We start from the raw sequence: 18,905 nt of genomic DNA on the forward strand, positions 1-18,905 counted from the left end.
CGGGGTGGCGTCATCGCGCCGGTGCCATCACCGGCTCGGCGAAGCTGATGCGATTGCCGTCGGGATCGACGATCTGCGCCACCTTGGCGAAGTCGCCTCTCATCGTCTCGCCGAGCGTCAGGCCGCGATCGGCGAGCAGCGTGCGCACCGTGGCGAGGCTGTCGACGACGAGCGTCGTCATGGAGCGGCCGGCCCGGTCCGTATCGCGCAGCACCTGCACCCCCGCCGCCGGCATATGCCATTCGCTGAGGCCATCCATCGGCGCGGCGTCGGGATCGCGGCCGAACAGCCGGATGTAGAAGGTCTTGGCCCGATCCAGATCGGACACGGCGATCACGGAATAGACTTTGTCGACATTCATCGCGCTTTCTCCTTGCTCCCGGACAACGCGCGGCGCGGGCCATGGGTGCCGCGGCGCGGCGGGCGCATGCTACGGCCGGCCGCGGAAGGAGAGGCTGCGGATCGGCTGCCAGGGGCCGCCGGCATAATACCAGGCGGCGAGCCCCGCGACGACCAGAGGACGTGGGCGGAAGCCGGCTTCCAGCGCATCGGCGAGACGGCGCGCGGCTTGCGGCGGCACCTTGTTCTGGATGGTGATGTGGAGCCGCGGACGGGCCTGGTCCTGCGGCTGGAGCAGTGGCCCGAACGCCTCGGCCAGCGTGTCGCGGATCGCCAGCAGGGCAGGGCTTTCGACGCGATAGGCGACGCCGCCGCCGAGCCGCAATATGCCCCCGATCCGCGCCGCAGGCGCCGGCTCCGCGCAGATCCGCCGCAGCCGGCCGATCAATTCCTCTTCCAGCGAGGGCGGGAGATGATGGAAGAGGGTGATGTGCGCAGGCACGAGGTTGCGCTCCGCCGGGAAATGGGCGCGGCGCTGCGCGTCGGCCCAGGCGAAATCGGCCGCGCCCATCGTCGCGGTGAGGATGATCGGCATGGTCTTTGCCATGACGCCAGGCTGTGGCACGGTCGCGCTCCCGATTCCATGCGCGGAGAATGGCCCATGACCCACCCCGTCCATATCGGCATCGGCGGCTGGACCTACGAACCCTGGCGCGGAACCTTCTTTCCCAAGGGCCTCGTCCAGTCGAAAGAGCTCGAATATGCCGCGGCCCGAATGACCGCGATCGAGGTGAACGGCACCTATTACAGCCTGCAGAAGCCGGACAGCTTCCAGAAATGGGCCGATGCCGCGCCGGAGGGCTTCGTCTATACGGTCAAGGCCTCGCGCTTCGCCACAAACCGGCGCGTGCTGGCCGAAGCCGGCCCGTCGATCGAGAAGTTCCTCGCGCAGGGACTGACGCGGCTGGGGCCGAAGCTCGGGCCGATCCTCTGGCAGTTCGCGCCTACCAAGACATTCGATGCGGAGGATTTCGGAGCTTTCCTGAAGCTCTTGCCGAAGACGCTGGACGGCCTGCCGCTGCGCCACGCGCTGGAGGTGCGCCACGAGAGCTTCCGCGATGCGGCGTTTGTCGATCTGGCGAAGGCGCACGGTGCGGCGATCGTCCATGCCGATCATGCCACCTATCCCGAGATAGCCGAGGATACGGCGGATTTCGCCTATGTGCGGTTGCAGCAGGCGCGCGAGGAGGAGGAGACAGGCTACAGCGCTGCCGAACTCGACGCTTGGGCGGAGAAGGTGCGGGAATGGCGCAAGACGCGCGAGATTTTCCTGTTCATGATCAATGGGGCGAAAGTGCGTGCGCCGGCGGCTGCCCAGGCTCTGATCGCACGGCTTTCCTGACGAGGGGGGAAGGGACGATGACCGGATTGCGGATCTGCCTCGCGGCAGCGCTGGCGCTGGGTGCGGCTGCCTGTTCCAAGCCCGCGGCGGACAATGCCGCCTCGGCCGACGTCACCGCTGGCAACGTGGTGACGGTCCCGGAGAGTGGGCCGGTGAATGCCATGGTGTCTGCTCCGGCAGAAGAAGCAGGCGGGGCGGATCAGGGCGATCTCGGCGCTTATGTGGGCCATTATCCGTTCGACAAGGTCGGCGGCGTCAGCTTCATCGAAAATCCCAAGGTCAAGGCGGCGATCGCCCGGACCGTGACCGACAAGGCGATCCTGCGTTGGGTGACGGATCCCGATGCGGGGCCGAGCGACACCATCTACCGGAAGGACGGCAAGATCGCCGCCTGGTCCTGCCAGCAGCATAATTGCGGCGATCACAATTGGACGTTGCTGGTCGATCCGGACGGCGCGAAAGCCGCGCTGTGCTATCATGATGCCGAAAAGAGCGGCGGCGGCTCGCTCTGGTATCCGGCCGGCGGGGGCGAGCCCGAAAAGCGGGACGGCGATTGCCCGGCATCGAAACCCTCGATGTAAGCGCGTGAGGGACGGGCGGAGGGCTGGCAATCCCGTTGCTGGGAAGACGCTGCAGCATCGCGCGTTCAATCTGGCCGACATCTGATTTGGCGCATGATGCTCTAAGTAGCATTGCGGATTTGTCTGCCTGCGCCTTTGCGACAGGAAAGTGAGGCGAGGCGGGCCGGTGCTTGCCTGCCGGAGATGTTTCATGGGCTGGCCGATTCCCGATCTCGTCGACTTGGTTCCCGAGCCGCGGCCCCATGAACGCGCCCTGGGGGCTCATCTCGTCTCGGTGCTGCTGCAGATGGCGCTCGCCATAGCGATTTCCGCGGCCGCGGCGGGCGTGATGCTGATCAGCCTTCCGTTGCAGGCGATGGTGGTTTCGGAATGGGGCCTGACGCCGTCCGGCACGCTCCTGCTCTTCGCACCCGTCTTCCTCCTGGCGACGACCGCCGCCGCGCCGGCTGTCGAGCGACTGAGCGTGGCCGGGCTGCGCGCGCTGTTTCTGATCTATGCGCTGCTCGTCGGCCTTGCGCTCGGCACGATATTGATCGTCTGACAGCCGGTTCAGTGGCCGAGCAGGAGCGGCAGGCGGCTGTCGCTCAGCATCCTGCGCGTCACCCCGCCAAACACCGCTTCGCTCAGCCGGCCATGGCCATAGGCGCCCATCACGACATAATCGGCGTGCCAGGCTTCGCATTCCGCCTGGATCAGCCGGTCGGCCGCGTGGATCCCGTCGCGCACCGATTGGACGCTGCCATGAATGTCGTGGCGCGAGAGATAGGCCGCGGCTTCGCTGAGCGAGAGTGTACGGCGCCCATCGTCCACCGCGAACAGCCGCACGTCGGACGCAAGGGCGAGCAGAGGAATCGCGGCGCGCATCGCCTCGGTGGCGGTGCGCGAGCCGTCCCACGCGATCAGCGCGCGCCCGGTCGCGGCAAAGCGGGTCATCGCCTGCGGCACCGCGAGCACGGGTTTGCGCGTCTGGGTGACGATCCGCCCGGTGATGTCGCGCATGTCGGGCAGCAGCGCCGTGTCGAGCAGCCGGCTGGTCACGACGATATCGGCGAGCCGCGCTTTGTCCACGACGCTGTGGGCGATCTCGCCGGTGATGTCCGTCCAGTCCCAAGGCACGTCCTCATGGGCGAGCCGCGTCTCGATCGCGGCGCGATTATGCGCTTCACGCTCGCGCTCCTCCTCCAGGATCATCAGGTTCCCGGCGGTATTGTAGAAATCGCCCATCACCTGCAGCGGGCTGGTGACGTCCAGGCAGCTCAGATGGCCGCGCAGCGCGCGGGTGAGGTCCAGTGCCGCCTGCAGCCGCGATTCCTGGCCGGGATCCGCATGGATTAGCAAGAGCACGGTTTTCATCGCATCTTCTCCATCGGGAGGCGACGCTATGCCGATGCGGCCGCACCGGAAATGCGGGATTGTACGGAGGCGTGGATCAGCCGTCGCCGGTCGAGAGGGTGAGTATCGCGGGCAGGCTGATCGCTGTGATATTGCCGTGTCCGGATCGGCTGCGCGCATAGGCACGGCCATGCACGGTCTGCAACGCGCCGTGGGCAAGCGAGGCGTGCGCTGGATCCGGATTGCGGCCGCTGTCAGCGATGATCAGCCAGATGCGCCCGCGGGCGCGCCGCGCGCGCAGAATCACATAGCCATGGCCGGGCATCGCCGCGCATCTGCGGGTAAGCAGCTCGATCAACAGCGCATCGAACGCCGCCGGATCCAGCCGCACCGGCAATGCGCGCTCCGCACAGTCGATGGCGGTGTCGATCCGCTGGCCGGCCAAGGCGCGGATCATGGGCTCAAGCTGCCTCAGCCGCTGGCCGAGATCGAAGGTGCGCAGCGTCTCTTCGCGCTCGGCACCGGCCGCGCTCGCGGCGATCCGGGCTGCCTCCTCGACCGCTTCCAGCAGGCCGAGCCGCTGGCGTTGCACGAGGGCGTCGTCCGGTCCGGCTCCATCTGATGCGACGAGCGCGAGCGCCGGGCGCGGCTTGCCCGCCGCCCTCAATCTGCGGCGCGCGGGTTGCAACGGGACGGGTCTCGGCTGCATCGCTGTCTCCTCGCTCTGCGCGAGAGTGGCGACGGAAATCGCGCCCTTCCATCCGGATTATTGCGTAGCCGGCGGGCCGCCGGGCTTGGCCGGGGCCTCCCCGTCTTGCTCCTCCCTCACGCTGCGAAGCCGCTCCCGAAAGCTTTCGAGCCGCTCGCGATAGCCTTCTGCATCGCCATATTCGAGAAAGGTGAAATAGCGATGATGGGGATCGCTGATCCGCACCGCATGCTTGATCGGGCACCAATATTGCTCGGTGCGCGCGGCCACTTCGCGCACATAGGCGGCGACGCCGTTGGCATAGCCGCAATAGGCGCAGTTCAGTGCCTCCACCCAGTTGAGATAGGCGAGCCGCCTGCGATCGAAGCTGATGTAGGCGGATCGCCGCACGCGCGGGATGCGATAGATGGGGAAGCAGATCGCCTGATAGGCGCTCACCCACAGGTCGATCAGCGCGAACGGTATGATCAGCGAATAGATCACCGGCGAAGACAGAATAGAAGCCAGCGGCGCATCCGCGAAATAGGCCGCGATGCCGGTGCGCAGCCGCTTCTGTTCGGCGACGACGCCATGCTCGAATTCGACCAGCCGTTCCTTGACGGACCAGCCGAGCTGCTTGTGTCGCCTGTATATCTCTCGGTCCAGCTCCGCCTGCAGGCGGACGATCTCCCGCGCCAGTTCTTCCATGCGCTTGGTCATGCGGGTTGGACCTCGCGGCGCGGGGCCCGCCAGCCGGCGTGGAAAGCGAGATGGACGTGCACGCGTGTCTCCCTGCGTCGAGCCGTATGGGCGCTGATCGCCGCTTCCGTGCGGCGTGGCCATCCGCAGAGATACGGAGGGATGCGTGACGAAATGAGGACAGGGGAACGGCCGTGCCGCCGCCGGGTTGTCGTACGATCCTACGGGAGGATACGGAGCGACGCGAACCGCGGAGGGGTGCAATATGAACCCATGCCGATGATGGAAGCCATGGTCTGCGAGGCGCCGCACCGGCCGCTTCGCCCGGTGAGGCGGGACTTGCCTGTGCCGCGGCCGGAGGAACTGCTCATCGAGATCGCCGCCTGCGGCGTCTGCCGCACCGACCTGCACGTTGCCGATGGGGACATTGCGGCGCGCTATCCGGTGGTGCCCGGCCATGAGATCGTCGGGCGGGTCTCGGCGATCGGCGCTGCGGTGCAGGGTTTCGCGATCGGCAATCGCGTCGGCGTGCCCTGGCTCGGGCATAGCTGTGGCCAGTGCCGCTATTGCCGGGACGGGCAGGAGAATCTGTGCGATGCGCCGGAATTCACCGGCTGCACCCGGGATGGCGGCTTTGCCAGCCATATGGTGGCCGACGCGCGCTTCTGCTTTGCGATCCCCGCGGCTTTCGGGGATATCGAGGCGGCGCCTCTGCTTTGCGCGGGGCTGATCGGCTGGCGGGCGCTGCGGCTGGCGGGCGAGGGGCGGAGCATCGGCCTCTACGGCTTTGGCGCCGCCGCGCATATCCTCGCCCAGATCGCGGTCTGGCAGGGGCGGTCGGTGCATGGCTTCACCCGCCCCGGCGATGAAGAGGGCCAGGCATTCGCCCGTTCGCTCGGCTGCTGCTGGGCCGGCGGATCGGACACGCTGCCACCGGAGCCGCTCGATGCGGCCCTGCTGTTCGCGCCGGTCGGCGCGCTGGTGCCGGCGGCGCTGAAGGCGGTGCGCAAGGGCGGGCGCGTCGTCTGCGCCGGCATCCACATGAGCGACATCCCCGCCTTTCCTTATGCCGATCTGTGGGGCGAGCGCTCGATCCTCTCGGTCGCGAACCTGACGCGGGAGGACGGGACGAGCTTCTTCGACGTCGCCGTCCGGGCTGGCGTGCGCACCGTCACCCGCAGCTTCCCGCTCAATCGGGCGAACGAGGCGATGGCGATGCTGCGCGACGGCCGGATCGAAGGCGCGGCGGTTCTCGTGCCGCCTTCCCGTTCGTCCTGATGGCGGCCGGACAGACCGGGCCGCAGGACGGCGTGATCGCCTTCCTCGAAGGCGGTGGGCTCGGCGCGCCGGTGGAAAGACGGATCGATACCCATGCCGCGATGGTCTTCCTGACGCGGGACCGGGCTTGGAAGCTCAAGCGCGCGGCGCATTATTCCTATCTCGATTTCTCCACCGCCGAGGCGCGGCATCAGGCGCTGGAGGCGGAGCTGCGGCTCAACCGGCGGACCGCGCCGGATCTCTATCTGGCCGTCCACGTCGTCGCGGGCGATCCTGACGGCGGCTACCGGCTGGATGGCGAAGGCGCGGCGGCGGACTGGCTGCTCGAAATGCGCCGCTTCCCCGATGACGCGCTGCTCGATCGGCTCGCAAATCGTGGACCGATCGACGACGGGCTGATCCTGCCGCTCGCCGATCGTATCCGCGCGCTCCACGCCGCGGCCCCCGCCGATCGCGGCGTGCCGGGTGCCGAGGCGATGCGCGCGATCGTCGACGGCAATGCCGAGAGCATGGCCGAAAGTGCCGCGGTTCTGCGGCCCGATCGCGTCGAGGCCCTGTGCCGGCTACAGCATGAGTGGATCGATCGCTTCGCCGACCGGCTGGATGCGCGCGCATGCGCCGGGCGGGTGCGGCGGGGCCACGGCGACCTCCATCTCGCCAATATCGCGCTGATCGACGGCGCGGCCACGCCGTTCGACTGCCTGGAATTCAGCGACGCGCTGGCGACGACAGATCTGCTCTACGATCTCGCTTTCCTGGTGATGGACCTATGGCATCGCGGGCGGCAGCGCGAGGCGAACATCCTGCTCAACCGCTATCTCGATCTCTCGCCGGAGGATGAGGACGGCCTGTGCCTGATGCCGCTCTTTCTTTCGATACGTGCCACGATCCGGGCGCATATTGCCGCGGGGGAGGCGGTGCGTGATCCGGCGGACGGGGCTTCCGAGGTGGAGGCGACGTCCTATCTGGCGCTGGCGGAGCACCTGCTGGCGCCATGCGCGGCACGGCTCGTCGCGATCGGCGGCTTTTCCGGCACAGGCAAGTCGACATTGGCGCGCGCGCTCGCCTACCGGCTCGATCCGCCGCCCGGCGCCCGCATCCTGCGCAGCGACGTGTTGCGCAAGCGGCTCGCCGGACGCCCGCCCGAGACCCGGCTCGGGCCGGAGCATTATACGCCTCCGGTCACGGCGCGCGTCTTCGCGTTGCTGGACCGGCTCGCCGCCGACGCGCTGGCCGGTGGCCAGTCCGTGGTGGCGGATGCGGTGTTCGCGCGGACGGGAGAACGCGCGGCCATAGCGTATGTCGCTGCGACCGCCGGTGCCCGTTTCGATGGACTCTGGCTTCATTCGGACGAAGCCGAACGCGTCGTGCGCGTCGAGCGGCGACAGGGCGACGCCTCGGACGCCGATGGCGCCATCGCCCGGGCGCAGTCCCGGCTCGACGTCGGGGCCCTGGGCGCCTGGCAGATCGTGCCGTCCGATGGGGACATGCGGGAGGTGACAGCGCGGGCATGTGCACGCCTGTCCCTGCCGGACGATCGTGCTTGAGGGTGACGAACTGGGATTTACGTATCGATCAGCCGAACATCACGGCTCTCAGCGCTTTCGCTACCCGGATTTCCGGGCCAACAGCTTAGCCCACCAACTTCGCAAACGATGCGACCCCAAGGCTAAAAGCAAGCTGTGCGACTCCCATATCGCGCAGATCTAATGTGCGATCAGCAAGGGAACCGGGCTGTCCTTGAGCATCGCCCGGGTGACGCCGCCGAACAGGCCCTCGCGCAGCCGGGAATGGCCATAGGCGCCGAGCAGGCAATAAGCGGGATGCATCGCGTGGCAGGCCGCGAGCAGCGTGGCGGCGACCCCGTCCCCGCCGATCGGCCGGCGCTGGATATCCGCATGGATGCCATGGCGCGACAGATAGGCGGCGGCGTCCTCTGCCGCCGGGCCGGCGATTTCGCCGAACTCGGCGAGCGTCACCGAGCGGGCCAGCGCGAGCAGCGGCGTCGCGGCGCGCAGCGTCTCCTGTGCGGGCGCCGAACCATTCCATGCGATCAGCACGTCGCCGCCCACATCCAGTCCATGCGCATCGGCGGGTACGGCGACGATCGGCTGGCCGGCGCTCATCACCAGATCGGCCGCAACGGCGCGCATGTCGGGCGGCTGGCGGTCGGCGAATGCGGTGTTCAGCACGATGAGATCGCTCAGCCCGGCAACCTCCCTGATTGTCTCGACGAAGCCGCCGGTGGCGTCCTTCATGTCCCAGGACACGTCTTCCCTGGCGAGCCGCGCTTCCAGCCGCGCGCGGTTGCGCGCCTCGCGTTCGCGTGCATCCTCGAGCAGCGCCAGTTCGGCATCCGCCATCATATAGCCGGCGCCGACCAGTACCGGCATCTCGACCACGTCGATACAGCTCAGATGGCCCGAAAGGGCACGGGTGAGATCCAGCGCCGCCTGCAACCGCGCTTCTTCACCGGGATCGTCATGCACGAGCAGCAGGATATTCTTCATGCGAACCTCCAGCATGGGCCGCATATCCTTCCGCGCGGCCGGCGATAGAGTGATGACTCAGGACGCGGCGGCGATCTGTAAGGAATAATACGCATCGGGAGCGGTCTCACCGCGCCAGCCGGGCAGATCCGCCGCAGCCGGGCTGCGTGCCAGCCACAGCGCCTCGCGTAACGCCGCCTGCGGATCGGCGGCGAGCCGTTCGGGCGGCAGGTGGCAGCGCAGAAAATCAGCCCAGCGGAATTCGGCGAAGGGCGCCCCGGCCTTGGTATAGCCGCCGGCATCGCGCAGCCGGCCTGCCAGGGAGCGATAGGGATCGTCGACCAGCGCGCCGATATGGTGCGGCAGCTCGTCCGGCGTGCGCAGTCGCCCGCCCGCGTCGAACGGGTGCAGCCATCCCAGCGCCTGCAGCGCGTACGGAAAGGGCATGCCTGCCATGCGCCTGGGCAGACGGAGGATGCGCGCGGGGATCCGAGCCACCCCTTCCTCGTGAAGCGCACGGACGAGATGGTGACGGTCGATCATCCAGGGCGCGCCGTCCGGATCGATCACGACCTGCAGCGGATGCGCGCGCAACGTCACGCGGCGCTGGGCTCCGTTGTAGGACCGCCATCGCCTCCGCTTGCGCGCCACGAGATCATAACCGAGTGTCATCTGTGTCGGGCGCAGCGCGTCGATTGCAAAGCTGCCATAGCGCCCGCCATCGTGCTGGGGCACAGGCCCGGTGAGGATGGCGGGCGATGGATCGTCCATGCATGGATTGGCGGTCATGATGCGCCGATGGTCCCCTGATGATTCCGTTACCGGCTAGGCCGCACTCCATGCCGCGGGTATCGGTAGACTTACGGAGAGGCAGGCTTTCACACGAAGCTGTCGCCATTCGCCTGGCCGAGAAGCACGCCGCCGAAATTGCGGCCCACCTTGTCGGGATTGTTGGCGACGTGGGTGCGGCCGGTGTGGATGTCGGCGAAGGCGCGCGCAAGCGGCCCGTCCCGATAGACGCCCTGTGCGCCGCCCGCATGGAACATCCGGGTGATCAGTCCAGCGCAGCGATCGAGTATCTGTGCGGATTGGAAACGGAACAACAGCCTTTCTTCCAGGTCGAAAGGCTGGTCCGCCCGCGCCTGGGTCATCAGCACGTCGAAATTGTGCAGCAGGCTACGTTCCATCTCGTCGATCGCCGAGGCGGTTTCTGCGATGAGGAGCAGCACCGCCGGATCCTCGGCGCTGCGCGAGAAATCGTTGCTGCTGAAGCGTTTCGCGGCCGAGGCGCGAAACGCGTCCAGCGCGCCTCTCAGCGCACCGATCGCGGAGGAGGAGACCGCCCGGACGAAGATCTGGCCGAAGGGCAGGCGATAGAGCGGCGCGGGATTGAGCTTGAGCCCCGGGCTGGTCGCAGCGAAGCCGTCCTTGGAGCGGTGCGTGCGATAGGCCGGCACGAAGGCGTCGTTCACGATCACATCCTGGCTGCCGGTGCCGCGCAGGCCGAGCGTGTCCCAAATGCGGGCGATCTCGAAGTCGCTGCGGGGGACCAGGAAGGTGCGGTAATCGGGCGGTCCTGCTCCGTCCGCGGATGGTACGAGGCCGCCGAGGAAAACCCAGCCGCAATGCTCCACCCCGCTTGAAAAGCCCCAGCGGCCGGAGATGCGATAGCCGCCTTCCACCGGCGTCACCTGTGCCTTGGGCATGTAGGAGGAGGCGATGCGCATGTCGGGGTCGTCGCTCCACACCTCTGCCTGCGCCTGTGGATCGAAGAGCGCGAGCTGCCAGTTGTGCACGGCGACGACGCCATAGACCCAGGCAGTGGACATGCAGCCTTCGGCCAGCGCCATCTGCACGGTGAAGAAATCGGCCGGATCCAGCTCGTAACCGCCCCATGCCCTGGGCTGGAGGATGCGAAACAGGCCATGCCGACGCAGATCCTCGATCGTGGCATCGGGGATGCGGCAGGCGGCCTCGGCCTCCGCCGCGCGTTCGCGCAGCACCGGGATCAGTGCGCGCGCCTGCGCGACGAGATCGATCGGATCGACGGGGGATGCGAGTGTCCTGGCCATGTTCTGCTCCTTGCGCGCCCGCTGGCGTGCGCCACGGACATAGGGCAAGCATGCGCCTTGCAGTCGCCAGAGCTTTGACTTGCGTCAAAATACGCTCGATTTGCGTTGCGATATGGCGTTATGAGAACGCAAAACGGCAGTATCATCCCGATACGGGTGCACTATGTCATGGTCGAGGCGTATCGAGATCCATCTCCGGATGTCCTGGTCATGGCTCAGATGCTCGATCGTCTTCGTCCCGTCATTCACCTGCGCTTCAGACTTCCCGTCGCACATCCTCGTCGTGCCCATGTGTCGCATCGCCTTCATCCTGCCTCTGTTCGCCTCCTCGCTAGCGGCGGCCGGGAGCGTTCATGCGCAGGTGGCGGACGTCGCGCCGGGCGAAATCATTCGCCTTACCCCCGAACAGAAGCAGGCGCTCTCCGCGCAGCAGACCGAGGCGACGGTCAACGCTGCGCGGTCCGGGCTTTCCGGCAGTGGCAGCGATCGCAACGCCATCCATGGTGAGATCGGCGCGATGGTCGGCACCAATGGCGCGCGGGGTGTGTTCGGCACGGCGGCGATCCCGCTTGGCGACAATGCCGGCGCGGTGATCTCCTTCGAGAATTCGCGCTACGGCCGCATCCGCGGTCGCTGACGCGCAGTCGCGCGGGCGGTGGCCTGCGCTCTCAGTTCCTGGCGGCGCATCTCGACGCGCGCGTCCTGCTCCAGCGTCACCCACTGTCGCATATGATCCTGCACGAGGCCGATCTGGCAATCGATGCAGCTGGAACGAAGCCGCCGCCCGCTCTCGCGGACGCGGCCATGGCGGTGAAAGCCGAACAGGCAGAATAAGCGTCTCATGCCTCCCGGATAAGGGCGGCCCGACGCGCTGCGCAGTGATGCACGTCACAGTTCGAGACGGTAGCGCAACTTTCGGAAGACTTGCATTGTCCTTCCGGCACAGCATTTCGTCCTTGCGCCGGTCTTGCGCCGCTTTGCGAGGCCGGTCCGCTCGATTAGGATCGCCCATCCGGCACGGCGCGGGCCTCAGCCCCGATCAGATGCGGAGGAGAGGATATGGCGACCGAGATCAAGTCGTTCTGCCGGGTCTGCACGTCGGCGTGCGGCCTCGTCGTGGAGGTGGAGGGCCAGCAGGTGCTGCGCGTGCGCGGCGACACCGATCATCCGCTGACCCAAGGCTATAGCTGCTCGAAGGGCAGGGGACTTCCGCGCGTCCATCACGGCCCCGACCGCCTGCTCCATCCCCGGATCCGCCGGGACGGCGCGCTCGTCCGCGCGGATTGGGAGGAGGCGCTCGACGATCTCGCGGACAAGCTCCGCCGAATCATCGACAGCGACGGGCCGCAGGCGATCGGCATCTTCCTCGGCGGGGGCGGCTATATGGATGCCGCCGCCTATCATGTGGCGCGCGCCATCCCCGCCGCGCTCGGCACGCCGGCGGTCTATAGCGACATGTCGGTCGACGTCATGTCGAAGATGCTGGTGTCGGAGATGATGGCCGGCATCGGCGGCATGATGAGCCGGCCCGATTTCGCCCGCTGCCGGATGATCCTCTACATCGGCACCAATCCGGTGGTCTCGCACGGCCATACCTCGATGCTCAACGTGCCCGCCGCGCGGCTGCGCGAGGCGGTGGCGCAGGGCGAGGTCTGGGTGCTCGATCCGCGCCGCACCGAGACGGCGGCCAAGGCCAACCGCCATCTCATGCCGCGGCCGGGCAGCGACTATGCGATACTCGCCTGGCTGATCCGCGAGCTGCTGCAGGACGGCGCCGATCACGCCTATCTGGCGGCGCATGCGCAAGGGCTGGACGGATTGGCCGCCGCCGTCGCCCCCTTCGATCTGTCGCGTGCCGAGGCGGTTTCGGGCATCGCCGCGGCGGACCTTCAGGACCTGCTCGCCGCCGTGCGCCGTGCCGGCCGGCTCTGCGTCGAGACCGGCACGGGCATCTCGATGTCGCGCGCCGCCAACGTCACCCAGTGGCTGAGCTGGGCGCTGATGATCGTCACCGGCTCGCTCGACCGGGAGGGCGGCGCCTGGATCAATCCGGGCTTCCTCGCCCAGATCGACCGGCAGGAGATTCCCGCCGCTCCGCCCGAGGGCTGGCGCATGCCGGGCCCGCGCAGCCGGCCCGAGCTTCTGACGGTGCTGGGCGAATATCCCTCCGCCGCGATTCCCGACGAGATCGAGGCGGGCCATTTGCGCGCGATCCTCAACATGAGCGGCAATCTCGCCACCTGCCTGCCGCAGACCGATCGCACCCTGGCCGCGCTCGCCCGGCTGGAGGTGCTGGCAACGGTGGAGATCATCGAGACCGCCACGACGGCCGTTTCCACCCATGTCTTCCCGGCGAAGGACCAGCTCGAGCGTGCCGACCTGCCGCTTGCCGTCGACGTCTCCTTTCCGGCCGTCGCCAGCCAATATACCCCCGCGGTGGTCTCGCCGCCGCCGGGCATGCGCTCCTACTGGTGGACGATGGCGCAGCTCGGCAAAAGGCTCGGCCATGATTTCCTGCCGGGCCTCGATCCCGATACCGCCAGCGACGAGGATGTGCTGGCGCATATCGCCGCGCGCGGACGCCACGGCATCGATCGGCTGCGTCAGGAACGCTATGTCGTCGACGCGCCGGTCGCGATCGGATGGCTGGAGCGCTTCGCCGACGGTCTCGGCGGCTGGCGCCTGGCCCCACAGCCGCTGGTCGACCAGCTCGCCGAGATGGAGCCGCCCGCGCCGCTGGTGCTGATCCCCCGCCGTCAGCGCCATCACATCAACTCCCGGATCATGGACCCACGCGACCACCCCTCGATCCTGCTCAGCCCCGAGGATGCGGCCGATGCCGGCCTCACCGACGGCGCGCCCGCGATCGTGCGCAGCGCCCATGGCGCGATCGAAGGCGTGGTCGAGCTCGACCGCACCCTGCAGCGCGGGGTGATGACCGTGCCGCACGGCTTCGCCGGCCCCTATAATGTCAACCAGCTCACCAGCTGCGACGATGTCGACCCGCTCACCGGCATGCCGCGCATGTCGGGCCTGGCCGTCTCGGTCAGCGCGGTCTGATTCATCCTCGCGTGCGGGGAGGATGAATAAGCCAATCCCCGGCCCCGGCAGGTGCCGGGGCCGGGAACCGTTCAGCCGGTGACCTCCGTCACCAGGCCCGCGCCAACGGTGCGGCCGCCTTCACGCAACGCGAAGCGCACACCGGGCTCGATGCCGACGGGCTTGTTGAGCGTGAAGCGGATCTCCGCCTGATCGCCCGGCGACACCTCGCCGCCATCCTCGACCTGGATGACGCCGGTGACGTCGGTCACCCCGAAGAAGAATTGCGGGCGGTAGCCGCTCGCGAACGGCGTGTGACGGCCGCCTTCCTCGCGCGTGAGGACGAAGATCCGGGCGCTGCCCATCGTCCGCGCCTTGATCACGCCGGGGGCGCTCAGCACCTGGCCGCGCACCACATCGTCGCGCTTCAGGCCGCGCAGCAACAGGCCGACGTTCATGCCCGCCCGGGCCTCCGATATGTCCTTCCGGAAGGCCTGGGTGCCGGTCACGATCACCGGTGCGCCCTCATTGTCGCGGCCGATGATCTCGACGGCGTCGCCCACCTTGAGCACCCCGCGCTCGACCCGGCCGGAAACGACCGTGCCGCGGCCCGGAATGGTGTGCACGCCCTCGATCGGCATCAGGAACGGGCCGTCATAGTCCCGGACGGGGTCCGGAACATGCGCGTCCAACGCCGCGACGAGGTCGACGATCGCCCGCACGTCGGGATGGTCGAGATCGCCGCGCCGCGCCGCCTCGATCGCGCCGAGCGCGCTGCCGAAGACGAACGGCGCGTCGGCATAGCCCTGCGAAGCGAGCAGTTCGCCCGTCTCCAGCTGGATGAGCGCCTTCATGTCGTCGTGATCGGACGGATCGAGCATGTCCATCTTGTTCACGAACACCACGATGTGACGGACATTCACCTGCCGCGCGAGCAGGACATGCTCGATCGTCTGCTTCGCCGCGCCCTTGGTGGCGTCGACGAGCAGGATCGCGCCGTCCATCTGCGAGGCGCCGGTGATCATGTTCTTCACATAATCGGCGTGGCCGGGACAATCGATGTGGGCATAGTGCCGGGTCTCGGACTCATATTCCACATGCGCGGTGTTGATGGTGATGCCGCGGGCCTTCTCCTCCGGGGCCTTGTCGATCTGGTCGAACGATAGGCCCTTTCCGCCCAGCCGCGCCGCCTGGACCAGGGTGATGGCCGAGGTCAGCGTGGTCTTGCCGTGATCGACATGGCCGATCGTGCCGACATTGACATGGGTCTTGATAGACATGGTCTTTCTCCTGCCCCCATCGTGGGGGCTTTCGAGTTGCCGTGCGGGCCCGGTTGGCCTGACTGGGCTCGCACGGCGGTTGGCATTGGCGCGCCAATTCGGTGGAGGGCCGGCGCGCACGGCGCGTGCGGCCCAAAAAGCAAAAGGCTCGCCGGGCGGGACCCGGCGAGCCTTTCTCGAAGCGTCGAAGGCCGGGTTCCGTCAGGCGGACGGTCCCCAGGCAGAAACGGCGTGGGGCGTCAGAAGGCGATGCGCCATAGTCCGGCGCCGGCGCATGGGGCGCCGTCGCTCGGGTTCATGGCATTGATCGTTTCGGCACGGGCCATGGCCCAGCTCCTTTCGGTGCGGCGCGCTGCGGGCGCCATGAAAAAACCCTGGAGGCTCGGGCCGTCCAGGGTCTTTGTAGACAAAGGAGGCCGTTCGCCTCCTGCAAGCAGAAGACGCGTCAGATTTCGATATGATATACTAGGCGGTCGCCGACATTACCTGCCGGTGTTCCTAGTCCTTTTTCATGTCCGACTGCTGGCATCTATGTCTGATCCTTGAAAACTGTTCTGCCCGTTATCACCGAAAGTCGGGCATTTCAAGCAGTGCTCGCGGGGGTGGCGCAGAATGAGCATCAATGCTTTGCCCATGTCCGCGTTTCGGCGTCGATGAGGTCGAGCATATTGCCCTGGGCCAGGTTGATATCGAGCCGGTGCAAGCCCCAGCCCGGCATCGCCGACGTCCGCTGAAGCACCTCGTGCAGCAGGCCGGCAAAGGGCGTATCCTGCACCGATATGCTGAGCACGTTTCCGTCCGCATCCGAGACGCAGCGTGCCGATAGCTGTCCCACCACCTTCACCCACGGCGGATCGTCGTCCGGCGCCATTTTCGGCTTGGGCAGATAGGCCTCGAGCATCCCGTCGCCACCGCCCGGTGCGGCCGGGTTGACGCAGGCGGCGACCAGCCCCGCCCGTCGGTTGCGTCCGAACGCGCGCGTCGGGCTCGTGTCGTCGGCGGCATAGCTGCTCCACGTATAGACGCAGCCGGTCTGATCCGCGCCGGCGCAGAGCGGGATGTGCTTGAACGTGCCGCCGATCGTGGCGTGATCCGGTACCAGCAGCCCCGGATCGCCGGCCAGCATGATCGAGACGATCCGCTTCTGCGCCGGCTTGCCGTCGATCTCGGCGGCGATCAGGTGCTGGAGCAGGATCGTGCCCTGGCTGTGGCCGATCAGGACCACGCCGCGTCCATGATTGTCGTGCGCCAGATACCAGGTCCAGGCATCGAGCACGTCCCGATAGGGCAGGCTCTTGTCGGTCGCGGGATCGCCGGCCAGCCGCTTGAACAGGGCGGCAAGGGTCACCTGGCGATAAAGCGGTACGAACAGCCGGCATCGCGAGGCAAGCCGCCCGGCCTGGGCGCGTGCAACCCTCACCAGTTCCGGGCTGGGCGTCATGTCGGCATAGCTGCCCTGCTCGCGTGAGGCGGTCGGATAGACGTAGAAACAGTCGATCGGCGGATCGGCCGCCGGAACGAACGCCTCGCGCCGGCGCGTGCCCTCGCCGGACACGATCATCGCGTCCAGCCCGTCGGTGCAGGGTCCTTCGCTCCCTGGCCGGCAAAGCCAGGATGCGGGCGCGCCATAATCGACCGGCGTAGGGGCAGGAGGCTCGGCAGCAGCGGTTTGAGCCGCGGCCAGAGCGGGCCACAGCGAAATCAGGACAAGGAGCAGCAGTACGCGAATCCGGTCGATCGAAACCATCGGACACCTCTATTTTCGCGCCGTGCCCCGATAGCGCAAATCGTGGCGGTGCAACATCCTGTGCGACGCCTTGCTGGGTATATTGGTCGCCTCCGGCCTGCCGAGCGTGGCGATCCATCATTGCCCGGTGGATCAGGCCGCTAAGATCGAGGCGGCGCTGCGCCCTGACGCTCGACCCGTCGGAGGAGAGGCGCCTGATTGCGACGTGCTGAAACAGACCAGGGGCGCGCCCGCTCGCCGCCATCGCGGGAAAATGAGGCAGGCCGTGGGCGGAGGATTCGACAGCGGCCCGCGCGCTGGCTAAGGGCGCCGTTCGATCGGCCCGATTCGGAAACGCCGGACCCCGGGGCGATCGCGTGTGGCGTCGGGGGCAATGGAGCGGCTCTGCCGGGCTTCGTTTCCTTGACAGGGTAGGCGTACGGCGATTCGATGCCGTCTCCGTCGGGGGGCCGGAAGACGATGATGGGCACTTTTGTCCTGCTCGCGCAGGCGCTGCTCTATTTCTCGGTGATGACGCTGCTGTTCCACAGCCGCCGTCGTCTCGGCATCGGGGTGTTCGTCTGCGCGCTCGGCGTGATGCATTTCCTCGAAACCTATCTCGCCGCGGTCTTCTTCATCGAGCTTCCCTTCGGACTGATCTCGCCGGGCTCGACCGTGATGTTCTCCGGCAAGCTGGCGATGATCCTGCTGCTCTACATTCGCGAGGATGCCGAGACGGTGCGCCAGCCGATCTACGGCCTGTTGATCGGCAACATGCTCATGGTGGCGCTTGCCTTCATCCTGCGTTTCTACACGCCGGTGCCGATGAACGGCTATAATCCGGATCTCAATCTGCTCGATCAGCTTGGCGCGCTCATGGTCTGGGGGACGGCTCTGCTGTTTGTCGACAGCCTGGGCCTCATCATGATCTATGAGCGGTTGGGACGGCTGTTCGGCAGCCATCCGGTGATGCGTGCGTCGATCGCGCTGATCCTCGTGCTCACCTTCGATCAGCTCATGTTCTACCAGGGGCTGCGGATCATCTCCGGCGCGCCGCCCAGCGCACTGCTCGGCGGCTGGCTGGCGAAATCCGGCGCGGCGATCGTCTATTCGCTTCTCATCGCGGCCTATCTGCGCTGGTTCGAGCCGGTGGTGATGTCGCGGGACGGAACGGAGCGCCTCTCCGACCTGTTCGGAAAGCTGACCTATCGCCATCGCTACGAGGCGCTGCTCGAGCGGTCCGGCATCGACGCGCTGACCGGCGTGGCGGATCGCAGCCGCTTCGAGGCGATCGCGCAGTCCAGCGTCGCGCGCGCGCTGGCCGAGCAGAGGCCGCTCAGCGTCGCGATCGTCGACGTCGATCATTTCAAGGATATCAACGATCGCTACGGCCACGTCACCGGCGACGACGTGCTGCGCCGCATCGCCGAAACGCTGCGCAAGTCGGTCCGTGCCAGCGACCAGGTGTTCCGTTACGGTGGCGAGGAATTCGTCGTGCTGTGCGAGGGCATGAGCCATGAGGTGGCGATGGCGCATGCCGAGCGGCTGCGCCGGTCGGTGCCGGCGGCGCTGGAGAACACGCTCGCGATCACGCCCACGGTCAGCATCGGCGTGGCGACCGCGCCGACGGACGGCGCCAATATATTGGAGCTGATCCACCATGCCGATCTGCATCTCTACGAGGCCAAGCGGCTGGGGCGGAACCGGGTGGTGGGCAATCGGCCGGCCGACAGGCTGAATCCTGCTTTGTCTTGAGACCCGTCGGTCTTTCGTCGCGCCAGCCGGAAAAAGGGCGGCCCGGCAACGAGACGCCGCCGGGCCGCAGGGACGGGAAGGGTCGTGGTCTTCCCGTCGGGTCGCATCGATGATCCTAGGGAGTCGCGGCGCCGGCGCTGTGATCTGCATCGCAGTGCAGCGAAATATTGTCCGAGCCTGCCGGTGCCCCGGCGGAACCGCGCGTGGCCGGTCGGTGTCTTCCTC

The 18,905-nt window shown here is 67.5% G+C and carries 19 protein-coding genes; 8 read left to right on the forward strand and 11 right to left on the reverse strand.

Translation table 11 applies throughout. The annotated features are described in order from the left end of the window. Positions 1 to 10: 10 nt before the first annotated feature. The gene (locus tag GQY20_RS19445) at positions 11 to 361 is read right to left on the reverse strand and encodes a VOC family protein (RefSeq protein WP_157218802.1); all 351 of its coding nucleotides are present in this window, start codon (positions 359 to 361) and stop codon (positions 11 to 13) included. Between the two features lie 69 nt (positions 362 to 430). Next, positions 431 to 946 (reverse strand): 2'-5' RNA ligase family protein, encoded by a 516-nt coding sequence (locus GQY20_RS19450; RefSeq protein WP_157218803.1) that lies wholly within the window; start codon positions 944 to 946, stop codon positions 431 to 433. A gap of 54 nt (positions 947 to 1,000) precedes the next feature. On the opposite strand from GQY20_RS19450, the gene GQY20_RS19455 reads away from it, so the two are divergent. The 3 genes from GQY20_RS19455 to GQY20_RS19465 all read left to right on the forward strand — a co-directional run bounded on the left by GQY20_RS19455 (position 1,001) and on the right by GQY20_RS19465 (position 2,863). Next, positions 1,001 to 1,741 (forward strand): DUF72 domain-containing protein, encoded by a 741-nt coding sequence (locus tag GQY20_RS19455; protein WP_157218804.1) that lies wholly within the window; start codon positions 1,001 to 1,003, stop codon positions 1,739 to 1,741. A gap of 17 nt (positions 1,742 to 1,758) precedes the next feature. Beyond that, on the forward strand, positions 1,759 to 2,322 hold the full coding sequence (locus tag GQY20_RS19460) for a hypothetical protein (protein ID WP_157218805.1): 564 nt from the start codon (positions 1,759 to 1,761) through the stop codon (positions 2,320 to 2,322). Positions 2,323 to 2,512: 190 nt separating this feature from the next. Then, positions 2,513 to 2,863 (forward strand): hypothetical protein, encoded by a 351-nt coding sequence (locus tag GQY20_RS19465; protein ID WP_157218806.1) that lies wholly within the window; start codon positions 2,513 to 2,515, stop codon positions 2,861 to 2,863. 8 nt (positions 2,864 to 2,871) lie between these two features. Here the strand turns inward: GQY20_RS19465 and GQY20_RS19470 are convergent, their stop codons facing one another. The 3 genes from GQY20_RS19470 to GQY20_RS19480 form a co-directional block, all read right to left on the reverse strand. Beyond that, the gene (locus GQY20_RS19470; protein WP_157218807.1) at positions 2,872 to 3,675 is read right to left on the reverse strand and encodes a universal stress protein; all 804 of its coding nucleotides are present in this window, start codon (positions 3,673 to 3,675) and stop codon (positions 2,872 to 2,874) included. Between the two features lie 76 nt (positions 3,676 to 3,751). Beyond that, complete coding sequence (locus GQY20_RS19475) at positions 3,752 to 4,363, reverse strand: ATP-binding protein (protein WP_157218808.1); 612 nt, start codon at positions 4,361 to 4,363, stop codon at positions 3,752 to 3,754. A 57-nt stretch (positions 4,364 to 4,420) separates the two neighbouring features. After that, a complete protein-coding gene (locus tag GQY20_RS19480; RefSeq protein WP_157218809.1) occupies positions 4,421 to 5,062 on the reverse strand; it encodes a hypothetical protein in 642 nt (213 codons plus the stop codon). A gap of 258 nt (positions 5,063 to 5,320) precedes the next feature. On the opposite strand from GQY20_RS19480, the gene GQY20_RS19485 reads away from it, so the two are divergent. Then, on the forward strand, positions 5,321 to 6,319 hold the full coding sequence (locus GQY20_RS19485; RefSeq protein ID WP_408641130.1) for a zinc-dependent alcohol dehydrogenase family protein: 999 nt from the start codon (positions 5,321 to 5,323) through the stop codon (positions 6,317 to 6,319). Further along, positions 6,319 to 7,866 (forward strand): bifunctional aminoglycoside phosphotransferase/ATP-binding protein, encoded by a 1,548-nt coding sequence (locus GQY20_RS19490; RefSeq protein WP_157218810.1) that lies wholly within the window; start codon positions 6,319 to 6,321, stop codon positions 7,864 to 7,866. The genes GQY20_RS19485 and GQY20_RS19490 overlap by 1 nt, the downstream gene beginning before the upstream one ends. Before the next feature lie 159 nt (positions 7,867 to 8,025). Here GQY20_RS19490 and GQY20_RS19495 read toward each other — a convergent pair whose 3' ends face one another. The 3 genes from GQY20_RS19495 to GQY20_RS19505 all read right to left on the reverse strand — a co-directional run bounded on the left by GQY20_RS19495 (position 8,026) and on the right by GQY20_RS19505 (position 10,880). Further along, entirely contained in the window at positions 8,026 to 8,844 is an 819-nt protein-coding gene (locus tag GQY20_RS19495; RefSeq protein ID WP_232476157.1) for a universal stress protein, read from the reverse strand. Positions 8,845 to 8,886: 42 nt separating this feature from the next. Further along, a complete protein-coding gene (locus GQY20_RS19500) occupies positions 8,887 to 9,597 on the reverse strand; it encodes a ParB-like protein (protein ID WP_232476158.1) in 711 nt (236 codons plus the stop codon). Between the two features lie 89 nt (positions 9,598 to 9,686). Further along, a complete protein-coding gene (locus GQY20_RS19505; protein WP_157218811.1) occupies positions 9,687 to 10,880 on the reverse strand; it encodes a flavin-dependent monooxygenase in 1,194 nt (397 codons plus the stop codon). A gap of 289 nt (positions 10,881 to 11,169) precedes the next feature. Here GQY20_RS19505 and GQY20_RS19510 point away from each other — a divergent pair, with 289 nt between their 5' ends. Further along, a complete protein-coding gene (locus GQY20_RS19510; protein ID WP_232476173.1) occupies positions 11,170 to 11,517 on the forward strand; it encodes a hypothetical protein in 348 nt (115 codons plus the stop codon). Here GQY20_RS19510 and GQY20_RS19515 read toward each other — a convergent pair. Continuing rightward, positions 11,493 to 11,723, reverse strand: a complete 231-nt coding sequence (locus GQY20_RS19515) for a hypothetical protein (protein WP_157218813.1) — start codon at positions 11,721 to 11,723, stop codon at positions 11,493 to 11,495. The genes GQY20_RS19510 and GQY20_RS19515 overlap by 25 nt on opposite strands. Positions 11,724 to 11,939: 216 nt before the next feature. Here GQY20_RS19515 and GQY20_RS19520 point away from each other — a divergent pair, with 216 nt between their 5' ends. Then, positions 11,940 to 13,940 (forward strand): molybdopterin-containing oxidoreductase family protein, encoded by a 2,001-nt coding sequence (locus GQY20_RS19520; RefSeq protein WP_157218814.1) that lies wholly within the window; start codon positions 11,940 to 11,942, stop codon positions 13,938 to 13,940. A gap of 71 nt (positions 13,941 to 14,011) precedes the next feature. Here the strand turns inward: GQY20_RS19520 and GQY20_RS19525 are convergent, their stop codons facing one another. Then, on the reverse strand, positions 14,012 to 15,199 hold the full coding sequence (locus tag GQY20_RS19525) for an elongation factor Tu (protein WP_157218815.1): 1,188 nt from the start codon (positions 15,197 to 15,199) through the stop codon (positions 14,012 to 14,014). A 619-nt stretch (positions 15,200 to 15,818) separates the two neighbouring features. Then, complete coding sequence (locus GQY20_RS19530; protein WP_157218816.1) at positions 15,819 to 16,946, reverse strand: DUF3089 domain-containing protein; 1,128 nt, start codon at positions 16,944 to 16,946, stop codon at positions 15,819 to 15,821. A gap of 462 nt (positions 16,947 to 17,408) precedes the next feature. Between GQY20_RS19530 and GQY20_RS19535 the strand changes: the two genes are divergently transcribed. Next, positions 17,409 to 18,680: a GGDEF domain-containing protein gene (locus GQY20_RS19535; protein WP_232476159.1), complete on the forward strand. Its 1,272-nt coding sequence runs from the start codon at positions 17,409 to 17,411 to the stop codon at positions 18,678 to 18,680. Positions 18,681 to 18,905 lie beyond the last annotated feature (225 nt).

Origin of the sequence: Flavisphingomonas formosensis, from assembly GCF_009755815.1 — a bacterium.
Taxonomy (GTDB): Bacteria; Pseudomonadota; Alphaproteobacteria; order Sphingomonadales; family Sphingomonadaceae; genus Flavisphingomonas; species Flavisphingomonas formosensis.